Here is a 13,701-nt window from a genome sequence, read left to right on the forward strand (position 1 = left end):
CGATCGAGTGGGAACGCGTCAGCGGGCACTCCTCCGGGAGCGACCGGCCGACCGGTCCAAGCGAGGTGGGCGGGGTCAGGGGGTAGGTCACGTGCGGTCTCCTGGCAGTGCTGCTGGTCTGCACGAGGACGGCCCGCCCGGATCTCAGACCCCGGGCCGGGTCGCGGTACCACCTCGCTTGGACCGGTCGGCCGGTCGCTCCCGGAGGAGTGCCCGCTGACGCGTTCCCACTCGATCGGCTGTCACGGGCCGCACCCGTCCGGGTCTACTGGGCGCAGGCCGGAGCCGGCGCCGTTCTTCCGGAGACTCACCGGTGATGGCCGGGTCGAAGTCGTCCGGCGCTATCCTAGCGCGTCGGGGGAAGCGGAGCAGGAGCGGTTCATGGTGCGAGGAGTGCAGCGCGGACGACCCCGCGCGTCGTCGCGCTCCATGCTCGAGGACGCCGCACTGGACCTCTTCGTCGAGCAGAGCTACGCGGGCACGACGATCGAGCAGATCGCCCAGCGGGCGGGGGTCTCGCGCAACACCTTCTTCAACTACTTCGAGTCCAAGAGCGACGTCTTCTGGGTGCTGGTCGACGACCGGCTGGCCGAGCTCCCGGAGGCGCTGGCCGAGACGGCGGCAGAGGCGCCGGTGATGGACGCGCTCGGCGACGCGCTGCTCGCGATCGGCTCCGGCTTCGGACCCGCGACGGTGCCGTGGGTGCTCACCCAGTCCGAGATGATCGGCAGCGTCCACGAGCTGCAGGCGTCGGCCCTCGGCCGCCTCGCCCGGCAGGCGGCCGTGATCGCCCGCTTCGTGGAGGAGCGGAGCGCGCGCCCGCTGCCCTCGCACCTCTCGCGCGCCATCGCCTACGCGAGCGTCGGAGCCGCGGTGGCGGCCGTGCAGGCGTGGGCCGCGGCGGGCCCCACCCGCGGCGAGCTCGTGCCCTATCTCGACGAGGCGCTCGCGCCCGTCCGCGCCGGCTTCACCCCCGTCGTCGACTGACCCGGCTCCCGCCGCTCCGGTAGAATCGTCGCGGCCGGCGGGCGACTCGCCCCGGAGCCCCCATCCAGGCACCATCACCACCGACACGGTGCCGCCCATAGCGAACCGGAGCATCATGACCCTCGCCGACCGCCTCCCCGCGAAGCCCGCCCTCGAGGGCCTGGAGGGCACGTGGGGCCTCCGCTGGCAGATCGACGGGACCTACCGGTTCGACCGCACCGGCCTCACCCGCGCCGACGTCTACTCGATCGACACCCCGCCGCCCACCGCGTCCGGGTCGCTGCACATCGGGCACGTCTTCTCCTACACGCACACCGACGTCGTCGCGCGGTTCCAGCGGATGCGCGGCAAGAGCGTCTTCTACCCGATGGGCTGGGACGACAACGGCCTGCCCACCGAGCGCCGCGTGCAGAACTACTACGGTGTGCGCTGCGACCCGACGCTCCCCTACGAGCCCGGCTTCACGCCTCCGTTCGAGGGCGGCGACAACAAGAGCAGCAAGGCCGCCGACCAGAAGCCGATCTCGCGCCGCAACTTCGTCGAGCTGTGCGAGCGCCTCACCGTCGAGGACGAGAAGCAGTTCGAGGACGTCTGGCGGGCCCTCGGCCTGTCCGTCGACTGGTCGCAGAGCTACCGGACCATCGGCGACGAGTCGCAGGCCGCCTCGCAGCGCGCCTTCCTCCGCAACCTCGCCCGAGGCGAGGCCTACCAGGCGCAGGCCCCGACGCTCTGGGACATCACCTTCCGGACCGCCGTCGCCCAGGCGGAGCTCGAGGACAAGGACCAGCCCGGCGCCTACCACCGCCTCGGCTTCCACCGCGAGGGCGGCGAGGACGTCTTCATCGAGACGACCCGTCCCGAGCTGCTGCCGGCCTGCGTCGCCCTCGTCGCGCACCCCGACGACGAGCGCTACCAGCCGCTGTTCGGCACCACCGTCCGCACGCCGCTCTTCGACGTCGAGGTCCCGGTGCTCGCGCACCACCTCGCGCAGAAGGACAAGGGCTCGGGCATCGCGATGATCTGCACCTTCGGCGACATCACGGACGTGGTCTGGTGGCGCGAGCTCGACCTGCCCAACCGCGCGATCATCGGCTTCGACGGCCGCCTGATCTCGGAGGCGCCCGCCGCGATCACGAGCGACGGGGGCCGCGCCGCGTACGAGCAGCTCGCCGGCAAGACCGTCTTCTCCGCGAAGCAGGCCGTCGTGGCGCTGCTGAAGGAGTCCGGCGAGATGGTCGGCGACCCGCGCCCCATCACCCACCAGGTCAAGTTCTTCGAGAAGGGCGACAAGCCGCTCGAGATCGTGTCGACCCGCCAGTGGTACATCGGCAACGGCGCTCGCGACGCGGTGCTCAAGGAGCGCCTGCTGGAGCTCGGCCGCGACGTGCGCTTCGTGCCGGAGTTCATGCGCGTCCGCTACGAGAACTGGGTGAACGGCCTCTCCGGCGACTGGCTGATCTCGCGCCAGCGCTTCTTCGGCGTGCCGATCCCGGTGTGGTACCCGCTCGACGGCGACGGCAACCCCGTCTTCGACTCCCCGATCGTGCCGGACGAGGCGGCGCTGCCGGTGGATCCCTCCAGCGACCCGGCCCCCGGCTACACGGAGGACCAGCGCGGAGCGGCGGGCGGCTTCCAGGGCGAGCTCGACGTGATGGACACCTGGGCGACCTCCTCGCTGACCCCGCAGCTCGCGGGCGGCTGGGAGCGGGACGACGAGCTCTGGCAGCTGGTCGCTCCCTACGACCTGCGCCCGCAGGGCCAGGACATCATCCGCACCTGGCTCTTCTCGACCCTCCTGCGCTCGCAGCTCGAGGACGGCCGCGCCCCGTGGAGCACGGCGACCGTGTCCGGCTTCATCGTCGACCCCGACCGTAAGAAGATGTCGAAGTCGAAGGGCAACGTGGTCACTCCCGCCGCGATGCTCGAGCAGCACGGCTCGGACGCGGTCCGCTACTGGGCCGCCTCCTCGCGCCTGGGCACCGACGCGGCCTTCGACCCGCAGAACCCGACGCAGATCAAGATCGGCCGCCGACTGGCGATCAAGATCCTCAACGCGGCGAAGTTCATCCACGGCTTCCCTCTCGCCGAGGGCGCCGAGGTCACCGACCCTCTCGACCTCAGCATGCTGGCCACCCTCGACACCGTGGTCGCCGACGCGACGACGGCGCTCGAGAACTACGACCACGCCCGCGCCCTCGAGACGACGGAGGCGTTCTTCTGGACGTTCTGCGACGACTACCTGGAGCTGGTGAAGGAGCGCGCGTACAGCGAGGACGGCGCGTCCGCCGCCGCCGCCCTGCACCGGGCGCTCGACGTCCTCCAGCGCCTGTTCGCGCCGTTCCTGCCGTTCGCGACGGAGGAGACCTGGTCGTGGTCGCACGACGACTCGGTGCACCTGCGCCCCTGGCCGGCCGTCGAGGGCCTGGGCGGCGACCCCGCCGTCCTGGCCGCGGCGAGCTCGGTCCTCACGGCCATCCGGCGCGCGAAGACCGATGCGAAGGCCTCGCAGAAGACGCCGGCCCGCTCCGCCCTGGTGACGGCGCCCGCCGAGCTCGTCGCGTCTCTCCGACTCGCCGCGGGAGACCTCGCGGCCGTCGGCAGGATCGCGACGCTCGACTTCGCCGAGGGCGACGCCCTCGCGGTCGGCATCGAGCTCGAGACCGAGGCGTAGCGCCGCTCCCGGGAGGCGGGAATGGTCCCGCCTCCCTCCCCACCGCCGAGAGGACCCCTCCCATGCAGCTCGGAACCCGCTGGTCGGTCGGCCAGGTGCCGCCGCAGACCCTCCCCGAGATCGTCGTCACCGCCATCGGCGACGTCGAGGGCGAGCTCACCGCGGCCGGCACGGCGACCGCCGACTGGCGCTGGACGCTCACCTGGCTCGAGGGCAGGCCCGTCCTCGAACTCGACGACGGCACGACGATCACCTACCGTCCTGACGAGGACGCTGCCTACATCACGCAGCCGCAGGGCCGCGTGGAGGGCGAGGACGACGACGACTGGGGCTGACGCCCCTTCGCGGCGCGGTCGTCGAGTCCGGTGAGCGCGCGCGTCCTGCGATCCTGAGTCGGAGCCCGCTCCCCCGCTCGCGCTCTAGGCTCGCAGGATGAGCGCTCCCGATCCCGTCGCCGTCCTGCTCGAGCCGAGCGGACTCCCCCACGGGCTCCCCGACTTCGCCGCCGTCGACCCCGAGGCCTACCGCCCGGCGTTCCTCGAGGCCCTCCGCCGGCACCGCGCCGAGATCGACGCGATCGCCGGCGCCTCCGAGCCGCCGACCGTCGAGAACACCCTCGTCGCCCTCGAGCGGGCGGGCCGCGAGCTGCGCCGGGTGAGCGCCGTCTTCTTCACCGTCGCCGCCTCCGACCGCACTCCGCTCACCGACGCTCTGGAGGCCGAGCTCGCTCCGCTGCTCTCGGCCCACAGCGATGCGATCAGCCTCGACCCGCGCCTGTTCGCCCGGCTCCGCACCCTCGCCGAGCAGTCGTCGGAGCTCGACCTCGACGCCGAGACGGCCTACCTCCTCGAGCGGAGGATCACCGGGTTCGAGCGCTCCGGTGCGCTCCTCGACGACGCGGGGAAGGCACGGCTCGGCGAGCTGAACGAGCAGCTGTCGACCCTGACCACGCGCTTCGAGAAGGACCTGCTCGCCGAGTCGAACGACCGGGCGGTCCTCCTCGAGGACGTCGCCGGCCTCGACGGGCTCGACGAGTCCGACGTCTCCGCCGCCGCGCGCGCCGCCGCCGACCGCGGCGTCGATGGCTGGCTGATCACCCTGCCCCTCTACTCCGGCCACCCCTGGCTCGCGCGTCTGCGCGACCGCGGCGTCCGCGAGCGCGTCCTGCGCGCCTCTGTCGGCCGCGGTGCGGAAGGCGGGCCGCACGACACCACCGCGACTCTGCAGCAGATCGTCGCGCTGCGGGCCGAGCGCGCAGCTCTGCTGGGCGCGGCCTCGCACGCCGAGTTCGTGATCTCGGGCCAGACCGCGGGCTCGCCGGAGCGCGTCCTGTCGCTGCTGCACGAGCTCGCCGCTCCCGCCGCCCGGAACGCGAGGATCGAGCTCGAGCGGATGCAGGCCTCCGCCGACGCCGAGCAGGACGCCGCCGGAGCGCCGCGCTTCACGATCGAGGCGTGGTATCGCGCCTACTACGAGGAGCGCGTGCGGTCGGAGAGCTACTCCGTCGACTCCAGCGCACTGCGTCCCTTCTTCGAGCTGGAGCGGGTGCTCCGGCACGGCGTGTTCGCCGCCGCCACCGGTCTCTACGGCGTCCGCTTCTCGGAGCGGAGCGACCTGGCCGGCTACAGCGAGCACGTCCGCGTGTTCGAGGTGCACGAGGAGGACGGGACGCCGCTGGGCCTGTTCCTGCTCGATCCCTTCACCCGCGACTCGAAGCGCGGCGGGGCGTGGATGAACTCCCTGTCCAGCCGCACCTCACTGCTCGGCGACTCCGCCGTCGTCGTGAACAACCTGAACCTGTCGGCTCCGGGCCCGGGCGAGCCCGCCCTTCTCAGCCTCGACGAGGTGGAGACGCTCTTCCACGAGTTCGGGCACGCCCTGCACGGCCTGTTCGCGAGCACGCGGTACCCGCGCTTCGCCGGTACCGCGGTGTTCCGGGACTTCGTCGAGTTCCCGAGCCAGGTGAACGAGACGTGGGTGCGCCGCCCCGGGCTCCTCGCCGAGTACGCCCGCCACGTCGAGACCGGCGAGGCCCTGCCCGCGGGGACCGTCGAGCGCCTCGAGGCGTCCGCGCTGTGGGGCGAGGGCTTCGCGACGAGCGAGTACCTGGCGTCCGCCCTGCTCGACCTCGCCTGGCACTCCCTGCCGGCCCCGGTCGAGCCGCGCGACGCGGCCGCCTTCGAGCGCGACGTGCTCGACGGCGCGGGCCTCCTCCTTCCCGCCGTGCCGCCCCGCTACCGCAGCACGTACTTCGCGCACGTCTTCTCCGGCGGCTACTCCGCGGGCTACTACTCCTACATCTGGAGCGAGATCCTCGACGCGGACACGGTCGAGTGGTTCGAGGAGAACGGCGGCCTCGACCGCTCGGCGGGCGAGCGCTTCCGCCGCGGGGTACTCGAGCTCGGCGGCTCCCGCGATCCGCTCGACGCGTACCGCGCGTTCCGCGGGCGGGATGCGCGGACCGAGCCGCTGCTCGCGCGCCGCGGCCTCCTCTAGCGGCGCCGGGGGACGAGCCAGGCGAGGAGGACGAGTCCCACGACCAGGCCCCAGAAGGCCGAGCCGATCCCCGCGATGGTCGTGCCGGAGGCGGTGACCAGGAGCGTCGCCGCCGCCGGCAGCCGCAGCCGCGCGTCCTCCACAGCGGCCTGCACCGCCGACACGAACACCCCCAGCAGCGCCAGACCGGCGACCGCCTCGATCAGCAGCGGGCTCGCGGAGGACACCAGCGCGGCGGCCGCTCCGGCGAACACGCCCAGCACGAGGTAGGAGGCGCCCGCCGAGACCGAGGCGACCCAGCGCTGCTCCGGCCGCGGCGAGGCCTCGGGACCCGCGGTCAGCGCGGCGCTGAGCGCGGCGTAGTTGATCGGCACGCCGCCGAAGATCGCCGAGACCCCGGAGAGAGCACCGGTCGAGACGATCCCGGGACGCGAGTGGGCCGGGAAGCCGAAGCTCGTCAGCACCGCGATGCCCGGGATGTTCTGCCCGGCCATGGTGACCACGTAGAGCGGCAGGCCGATCCCGACCATCGCTCCGATCTCGAACACCGGAGCGACGAACTGCGGCACGGGGAGCAGTGGCGCACCGGCGAGTGCCGCGCCGTCCGTCACGATCAGCAGCACGATCGCCAGGGCGATCGCGGCCGGCACCGCCCAGCGGGGCAGGAGCCGCAGGAGCAGCAGCCAGAGCAGGATCACCGGCAGCGCGAGCGCGGGGATCTCGACCGCCGCGCGCACCGGCGCCAGGACGAGCGGGAACAGGATGCCCGCGAGCATGGCGTTCGCGAGCGGCCGCGGGATGCGCGCGACGAGCCTCCCGAGCGCCGGCCACAGCCCGGTGACCACCAGCAGAGCGGAGGCGACCAGGAACGCCCCGACCGCGCGGTCGAAGCCGCCGGGGAGCGTCGCGGTCGCGGCCAGCAGGGCGGCGCCCGGCGTGCTCCAGGCGAAGGTCATCGGCACGCGGTAGCGGATGCTCAGCACGATGCAGAGGACCCCCTGCAGCACGCAGACGGCGAGGAGGCCCGACGCGGCCTGCACGTCGGTGGCGCCCACCGCGACCACCCCGGCGAGCACGATCGCGAACGAGCTCGAGAAGCCGGTCAGGGCGGCGACGATCCCGGCGAGCAGCGGCTGGACGATGGCGGAGCCTCCCGGAGGATCGACCGGCACCGAGGCGACCGGACGCGCCGTCGGCGCGCTCCGCCAGGTTAGGGAAGCGGGAGCGCCTCGCCCGACGATCCGCCGGGCCAATCGCGGTGAACTGGCAGAGCGGGGCGGGGAGCGACTAGGCGCTCTTCTCCTGGCGACGGGGAGCGTGGGGCACGATCGTCGGGGCCGCGTTGTCGAGCACCGCGGCGCGGGTGACGACGACGCGCGCCACCTCGTCCGAGGAGGGCACCTCGAACATGATCGGGCCGAGCACCTCCTCGAGGATGGCGCGCAGTCCGCGAGCTCCGGTCTGGCGGAGGACCGCCAGGTCCGCGATGGCCTCGAGAGCGCCCCGGTCGAACTCGAGCTCGACGCCGTCGATCTCGAACATCCGCTGGTACTGCTTCACGAGCGCGTTGCGCGGCTCGGTGAGGATCTGCATGAGCGCGTCCTGGTCGAGCTGCGTGACCGTCGTGACGACGGGGAGGCGCCCGATGAACTCGGGGATCAGCCCGAACTTGTGCAGGTCCTCCGGGAGGACCTCGCTGAAGATGTTGATCTCGTCTTCCTTGTTGTGCAGCGGGGCGCCGAAGCCGATGCCGCGCTTGCCCGCCCGCGACGAGATGATGTCCTCGAGTCCGGCGAAGGCGCCGGCGACGATGAAGAGGACGTTCGTCGTGTCGATCTGGATGAACTCCTGGTGCGGGTGCTTCCGCCCGCCCTGCGGGGGCACGGAGGCGACGGTGCCCTCGAGGATCTTGAGCAGCGCCTGCTGCACTCCCTCGCCCGAGACGTCGCGCGTGATCGAGGGGTTCTCGGCCTTCCGCGCGATCTTGTCGACCTCGTCGATGTAGATGATGCCGGTCTCGGCACGCTTGACGTCGTAGTCGGCGGCCTGGATGAGCTTGAGGAGGATGTTCTCGACGTCCTCGCCGACGTAGCCCGCCTCGGTGAGGGCCGTGGCGTCCGCGACGGCGAAGGGCACGTTGAGGCGCTTCGCGAGGGTCTGGGCGAGGTAGGTCTTCCCGCAGCCCGTGGGGCCGATGAGCAGGATGTTGCTCTTGGCGATCTCGACCTCGTCGTGGATCGCGTCGGCGGCGGTGATGGTGTTGCGGGCCCGCACGCGCTTGTAGTGGTTGTACACGGCGACGGCGAGGGCCTTCTTGGCCTGCTCCTGCCCGATCACGTACTCCTCGAGGAAGCCGAAGATCTCCTTCGGCTTCGGGAGGTCGAACTCGTGGCTCGTCTCCTCGCTCGACTCGGAGAGGCGCTCCTCGATGATCTCGTTGCAGAGCTCGACGCACTCGTCGCAGATGTAGACGCCCGGTCCCGCGATGAGCTGCTGGACCTGCTTCTGGCTCTTGCCGCAGAAGGAGCACTTCAGCAGGTCGGCGCTTTCGCCAATACGTGCCACGGGGATGCCCCACTTCCTTGTCGTGCGTCTGTCGTGCGTCGGTCGGTCGTGCAACGGAGCCCGGAGCTCCGGCCGGTGCGAGCGGGACGAGCCCCCTGACACTGCTCCGAGCCTAGCCGCTGAGCCGCGAGGGCTCGGCAGGCGGGCCGGATTCGCCGTGCCTTGCGCCTCGTGTGGCGCTTTGCTACGGCGACGGAGGACGCAGAGAGGGGCCGGGCGGCGGATCGCTCCGCCACCCGGCCCCTCCTGGACGCCCTACGCCGTGAGAGCCGGGAGGCTCTTGCGGCTGGTGAGCACCTGGTCGATCAGCCCGTACTCGAGCGCGTCGCTCGCGCCGAGGATCTTGTCGCGGTCGATGTCCTTCTTGACCTGCTCGATCGAGCGGTTCGAGTGGTGCGACAGCGTCTCCTCGAGCCACTCGCGCATGCGCATGATCTCGGCGGCCTGGATCTCGATGTCCGAGGCCTGGCCCCCGCCCTGCTGCACGGCGGGCTGGTGGATGAGGATGCGCGCGTTCGGCAGCGCGAGGCGCTTGCCGGGCGTTCCCGCGGCGGTGAGCACGGCGGCGGCCGAGGCGGCCTGGCCGAGCACGACCGTCTGGATGTGCGGGCGGATGTACTGCATCGTGTCGTAGATCGCCGTCATCGCGGTGAAGGAGCCACCGGGCGAGTTGATGTACATGACGATGTCGCGGTCCGGGTCCTGGCTCTCGAGCACGAGGAGCTGGGCCATGATGTCGTCCGCGGAGGCGTCGTCGACCTGGACTCCGAGGAAGATGATGCGGTCCTCGAAGAGCTTGGCGTACGGGTCCTGGCGCTTGTAGCCGTAGGCCGTGCGCTCCTCGAACGTGGGGAGGATGTAGCGCGAGGACGGTGCGGCTCCGGAGCCGAACGCCGTTCCGCCGAAGGTGGGTGTGGTCATTGTCTGTTCCTGATCTCTCGGCGCGTTCGCTGGACTACTCGTCGATGGCGGTTCCGCCACCGCCGGCCACGTCGGTCGCCGACGAGCGGATGTGGTCCACGAAGCCGTAGGCGAGGGCCTCCTCGGCGCTGAACCAGCGGTCGCGGTCACCGTCCTCGTTGACCTGCTCGACGGTCTTGCCGGTCGCCTTGGCGGTGATCTCGGCGAGGCGCTTCTTCATGTCGAGGATGAGCTGCGCCTGGGTCTGGATGTCGGAGGCCGTGCCGCCGAAGCCGCCGTGCGGCTGGTGGAGGAGCACCCGCGCGTTCGGGGTGATGTAGCGCTTGCCCTGGGTTCCGGCGGTGAGGAGCAGCTGGCCCATGGAGGCCGCCATCCCGATGCCCACGGTCACGATGTCGTTCGGGACGAACTGCATCGTGTCGTAGATCGCCATGCCCGCGGTGATGGAGCCGCCGGGCGAGTTGATGTAGAGGTAGATGTCCCGCTCGGAGTCCTCGGCTGCCAGGAGCAGGAGCTTCGCGGCGATCTCGTTCGCGTTCTCGTCGCGCACCTCGGAACCGAGCCAGATGATCCGGTCCTTGAGCAGGCGGTCGAAAACACTGTTGGGCATAACCATGTCGGCCATGTATTGCTCCGTTTCAGTTGTCGCTTCGGAGGCGAATCTATCGGACGCCGCCAGGCCGATCCGGCCGTGTTCGCCCGGGGCGGAGCGGGAGTCGCCCGTGTTCGCCCGGGGCGGACCGGAGCCCCCCCAACGAGAGGAGCCGCCCTCCGACGGATCGGGGGGCGGCTCCTGACGTGCTCGCGGCGACTACTCCGCGGCCGGGGTCTCCTCGGCGGGAGCGGCGGCCTTCTTCTTGGCCGGCGCGCGCTTCTTCTTGGGGGCCGGGGCGGGCTCCTCCTCGGCGGCGGGCTCCTCGGCGACGGGCTCGGCGGGGACCTCGGCGTCGGCGTCGGCCTGAGCCTCCTCCGCGACCTCGGTCTCGTCCGAGGCGACGGCCTCGTCGGAGGCCTCGACGGCCTCGTCGTCACCGGGGACCGCGGTGAACGCGGTCAGGTCGACGGCGTTGCCCTCGGTGTCGGTGACCTTCGCCTTGCCGAGGACGATCGCGAGCGCCTTGTTGCGGGCGACCTCGCCGACCATCTGGCCGATCTGGTTGTTCTCGGACAGGATCTTGATGAACTCGTTCGGCTCCATGCCGTACTGCGCCGCACCCTGGATGAGGTACTGCGTGAGCTCGTCCTGGCTGACCTGGACCTTCTCCTGCTCGACGACGTGGTCGAGGAGGATCTGCGTCTTGAAGGTCTTCTCGCTGGCCTCCTTGACCTCGGCGCGGTGCTCGTCGTCCTCGAGGCGGTTCTCGCCCTCGAGGTGGCGGTGCACCTCGTCCTCGACGAGACCGGCGGGCACGGGGACCTCGACGAGGGCGAGCAGCGCCTCGACGAGCTTCTCGCGGGCCTCGCCGCCCTGGCCGAAGGTCTTCTGCTGAGCGGCCTGCTCCTTGAGCGACTCGCGCAGCTCGGCGATGGTGTCGAACTCGCTGGCGATCTGCGCGAAGTCGTCGTCGGCCTCGGGGAGCTCGCGCTCCTTGACGGCGGTGAGCGCGACGGCGATCTCGGCCTGCTCGCCGGCGTGGTCGCCGCCGAGCAGCGGAGCGGTGAACGTGGTGCTCTCGCCCGCGGTGAGCGAGTCGAGCGCCTCGTCGATGCCCTCGATCAGCTCGCCCGAGCCGAGCTCGTACGAGATGGCGTTGGCGGTGTCGACCTCGACGCCGTCGATGGAGGCGACCAGGTCGATCTGCGCGAAGTCGCCGGTCTTCGCCGGGCGGTCCACGGTGACCAGGGTGCCGAAGCGGCTGCGGAGCTTGTCCAGCTCGGCGTCGACGTCGGCGTCGGTGACCTCGGCCGCCTCGACGGTGAGCTCGATGCCGTCGTAGTCCGGGACGGTGATCTCGGGGCGCACGTCGACCTCGATGGCGAGCTCGAGGTCGCCGGTGAAGTCCTTGTCGCTCGGCCAGGCGACGATGTCGGCCTGCGGGCGGCCCAGGGGGCGGACCTCGGTCTCGCGGACGGCCTCGCGGTAGAAGCCGTCGAGGCCCTCGTTGACCGCGTGCTCGAGCACCGCGGCCTTGCCGACGCGCTGGTCGACGATGGCGGGCGGGACCTTGCCCTTGCGGAAGCCGGGGACGTTGATCTGCTCGGCGATGTGGCCGTAGGCGTGCGTGATGCTGGGGCCGAGCTCGTCCGGGGTGACCGAAATCGCGAGCTTCACGCGGGTCGGGCTCAGCTGTTCTACCGTGGTCTTCACGTGAGGGGATCTCCTGTGCTGGTTGGTGTCGGCGCCGGATGACGGTCGTCACGGGTCGATGTCGTCACGATGAGTACTCGTGGTCGGGGCGACAGGATTCGAACCTGCGACCTCCCGCTCCCAAAGCGGGCGCTCTAGCCAAGCTGAGCTACGCCCCGGATGCGCGGGCCTGGGCACCGTGCGTGAGACTCTCGTCGAGCCGTCCCCGCACGTGCGCTTGCGCGACACACCGAAATGGCCTTCGCAAGTGTACTGCACCGCGGCAGCGGCGACCGGAACCGCGCGGCGGAGGACGACCGGGGTGTCCACGGTGCTCGCGCGATGTACTACGCTGTCCTGGTGCCCGGTCGAGAGACCCGGTCGCACCGGTTCGCGGTCGTCAGACCAGCGATTCGGGGCTGTAGCTTAGTGGTAAAGCCTCTGTCTTCCAAACAGATGATGCGAGTTCGATTCTCGTCAGCCCCTCTCCTCTCGAAGAGCCCCGGATGTCCGGGGCTCTTCGTCGTTCCGAGGCGTTCCGGGCGTGCTCAGCCGACCGCGCCGCGGTGCTCCTCCGTCAGGGCGAGGTACGAGGCGGCGTTCCGGCGGATGCCCTCGCGCTCCTCCTCCGTCAGCTCCCGCCGGACCCTCCCGGGGACGCCCGCCACCAGCGAGCCCGGCGGGACGACCGTCCCCTCGAGGACGACGGCGCCCGCGGCGATCAGCGAGCCGGTGCCGACGACGGCCCCGTTCAGGACGGTCGCGCTCATGCCGACCAGCACGTCGTCCTCGAGGGTGCAGCCGTGCAGCACGGCGTTGTGCCCGACCGAGACTCCGGCGCCGATGACCGCGTCGTAGTCGGCGTCGACGTGGACGACGACGCCGTCCTGGAGGTTGCTGCCGGCGCCGAGCTCGATCCGCGCGTGCTCGGCGCGCAGGACGGCGCCGTACCAGACGCTCGCCCGCTCCCCCAGGCGCACGGAGCCGATCACGGTGGCGCCCGGAGCGACCCACGCGGTGTCGGCGATCTCCGGGGCGCGTCCCCCGGTCAGGGCGAGGACGCGGGCGCCCTCCGCAGGACTCGACGGCATCGGGTTCTCCTCTTCTCCGGTGGTCAGCGCCCGGCGCGCAGGAAGGCGAGGACCGCCAGCACCCGCCGGTGGTCGGAGCCCGAGTCCTCGAGCCCGAGCTTCTGGAAGATCGCGGTCACGTTCTTCTCCACGGCGCCCACGCCGACGAAGAGAGCGGAGGCGATGCCCGCGTTCGTGCGCCCCTGGGCCATCTGCTCCAGCACCTCCCGCTCCCGCGGGGTCAGCGAGGCGAGCGGGTCGCGGTTGCGCTGCAGGAGCGAGGCGACGACCTGCGGGTCGAGGACGGTTCCGCCCGCCGCGACGCGCTCGACGGCGTCGCGCAGCTCCTCCACGGAGGCGACCCGGTCCTTCAGGAGGTAGCCGAGTCCGCCGTCGCCGGAGCCGAGCAGCTCCTGCGCGTAGGTGACCTCGACGTACTGGCTGAGCAGCAGGACCGACACCTGCGGGTAGCGCCGGCGGATCTCCAGCGCCCCGCGGACGCCCTCGTCGCGGAAGGTCGGCGGCATCCGGACGTCGAGCACGGCGACGTCGACGCCGGCCGGGTCCCGCGCCAGATCGGCGAGCAGGGCGTCCGCGTCCCCGAAGGCGCCGACGGAGGCGAACCCCGCGTCCTCGAAGAGGCGGACCAGGCCCTCGCGCAGGAGGACCGAGTCCTCGGCGATGGCGACTCGGATCACGGGCAC

Annotated in this window: 11 protein-coding genes and 2 tRNA genes; 5 read left to right on the forward strand and 8 right to left on the reverse strand. The window is 71.6% G+C overall.

All coding sequences use genetic code 11. The features are described from left to right. Positions 1–381 precede the first annotated feature (381 nt). From C5C33_RS12650 to C5C33_RS12665, 4 genes are all read left to right on the forward strand, one after another. Positions 382–987 carry a TetR/AcrR family transcriptional regulator gene (locus tag C5C33_RS12650; protein ID WP_104223688.1) on the forward strand — a complete coding sequence of 202 codons (606 nt, stop codon included), beginning with the start codon at positions 382–384 and terminating at the stop codon, positions 985–987. A 115-nt stretch (positions 988–1,102) separates the two neighbouring features. Further along, positions 1,103–3,658 (forward strand): valine--tRNA ligase, encoded by a 2,556-nt coding sequence (gene valS, locus C5C33_RS12655; protein WP_104261274.1) that lies wholly within the window; start codon positions 1,103–1,105, stop codon positions 3,656–3,658. Positions 3,659–3,720: 62 nt separating this feature from the next. Further along, positions 3,721–3,993: a hypothetical protein gene (locus tag C5C33_RS12660; RefSeq protein WP_104261275.1), complete on the forward strand. Its 273-nt coding sequence runs from the start codon at positions 3,721–3,723 to the stop codon at positions 3,991–3,993. A gap of 97 nt (positions 3,994–4,090) precedes the next feature. Further along, a complete protein-coding gene (locus C5C33_RS12665) occupies positions 4,091–6,154 on the forward strand; it encodes a M3 family metallopeptidase (protein WP_104261276.1) in 2,064 nt (687 codons plus the stop codon). On the opposite strand, the gene C5C33_RS12670 is transcribed toward C5C33_RS12665, so the two are convergent. The 6 genes from C5C33_RS12670 to C5C33_RS12695 form a co-directional block, all read right to left on the reverse strand. Next, positions 6,151–7,326, reverse strand: coding sequence for a benzoate/H(+) symporter BenE family transporter (locus C5C33_RS12670; RefSeq protein ID WP_104261277.1), 1,176 nt, complete (start codon positions 7,324–7,326; stop codon positions 6,151–6,153). The two genes, C5C33_RS12665 and C5C33_RS12670, sit on opposite strands and share 4 nt — an antisense overlap. A gap of 115 nt (positions 7,327–7,441) precedes the next feature. Further along, positions 7,442–8,719: an ATP-dependent Clp protease ATP-binding subunit ClpX gene (gene clpX, locus C5C33_RS12675; RefSeq protein ID WP_104247278.1), complete on the reverse strand. Its 1,278-nt coding sequence runs from the start codon at positions 8,717–8,719 to the stop codon at positions 7,442–7,444. 255 nt (positions 8,720–8,974) lie between these two features. Further along, positions 8,975–9,640, reverse strand: a complete 666-nt coding sequence (locus C5C33_RS12680; protein ID WP_068253282.1) for an ATP-dependent Clp protease proteolytic subunit — start codon at positions 9,638–9,640, stop codon at positions 8,975–8,977. Positions 9,641–9,674: 34 nt separating this feature from the next. Further along, positions 9,675–10,265: an ATP-dependent Clp protease proteolytic subunit gene (locus tag C5C33_RS12685; protein WP_097165884.1), complete on the reverse strand. Its 591-nt coding sequence runs from the start codon at positions 10,263–10,265 to the stop codon at positions 9,675–9,677. A gap of 186 nt (positions 10,266–10,451) precedes the next feature. Next, positions 10,452–11,948, reverse strand: coding sequence for a trigger factor (gene tig, locus C5C33_RS12690; RefSeq protein ID WP_104247279.1), 1,497 nt, complete (start codon positions 11,946–11,948; stop codon positions 10,452–10,454). A gap of 80 nt (positions 11,949–12,028) precedes the next feature. Beyond that, positions 12,029–12,106, reverse strand: a tRNA-Pro gene (locus C5C33_RS12695). Between the two features lie 236 nt (positions 12,107–12,342). On the opposite strand from C5C33_RS12695, the gene C5C33_RS12700 reads away from it, so the two are divergent. Continuing rightward, positions 12,343–12,413, forward strand: a tRNA-Gly gene (locus C5C33_RS12700). A 62-nt stretch (positions 12,414–12,475) separates the two neighbouring features. On the opposite strand, the gene C5C33_RS12705 is transcribed toward C5C33_RS12700, so the two are convergent. Together C5C33_RS12705 and C5C33_RS12710 are read right to left on the reverse strand one after the other, a co-directional pair. Next, a complete protein-coding gene (locus C5C33_RS12705) occupies positions 12,476–13,018 on the reverse strand; it encodes a gamma carbonic anhydrase family protein (protein WP_104223695.1) in 543 nt (180 codons plus the stop codon). A 23-nt stretch (positions 13,019–13,041) separates the two neighbouring features. After that, positions 13,042–13,701, reverse strand: a complete 660-nt coding sequence (locus C5C33_RS12710) for a response regulator transcription factor (RefSeq protein WP_104223696.1) — start codon at positions 13,699–13,701, stop codon at positions 13,042–13,044.

This window comes from Rathayibacter sp. AY1H3 (assembly GCF_002932015.1).

What these genes read in the sequence shown, in the direction of transcription:
- C5C33_RS12650 (WP_104223688.1), top strand. Translation starts at nt 382, where the DNA reads ATGGTGCGAGGAGTGCAGCGCGGACGACCCCGCGCGTCGTCGCGCTCC.
- valS (WP_104261274.1), top strand. Translation starts at nt 1,103, where the DNA reads ATGACCCTCGCCGACCGCCTCCCCGCGAAGCCCGCCCTCGAGGGCCTG.
- C5C33_RS12660 (WP_104261275.1), top strand. Translation starts at nt 3,721, where the DNA reads ATGCAGCTCGGAACCCGCTGGTCGGTCGGCCAGGTGCCGCCGCAGACC.
- C5C33_RS12665 (WP_104261276.1), top strand. Translation starts at nt 4,091, where the DNA reads ATGAGCGCTCCCGATCCCGTCGCCGTCCTGCTCGAGCCGAGCGGACTC.
- C5C33_RS12680 (WP_068253282.1), bottom strand. Translation starts at nt 9,640, where the DNA reads ATGACCACACCCACCTTCGGCGGAACGGCGTTCGGCTCCGGAGCCGCA.
- C5C33_RS12685 (WP_097165884.1), bottom strand. Translation starts at nt 10,265, where the DNA reads ATGGCCGACATGGTTATGCCCAACAGTGTTTTCGACCGCCTGCTCAAG.
- C5C33_RS12705 (WP_104223695.1), bottom strand. Translation starts at nt 13,018, where the DNA reads ATGCCGTCGAGTCCTGCGGAGGGCGCCCGCGTCCTCGCCCTGACCGGG.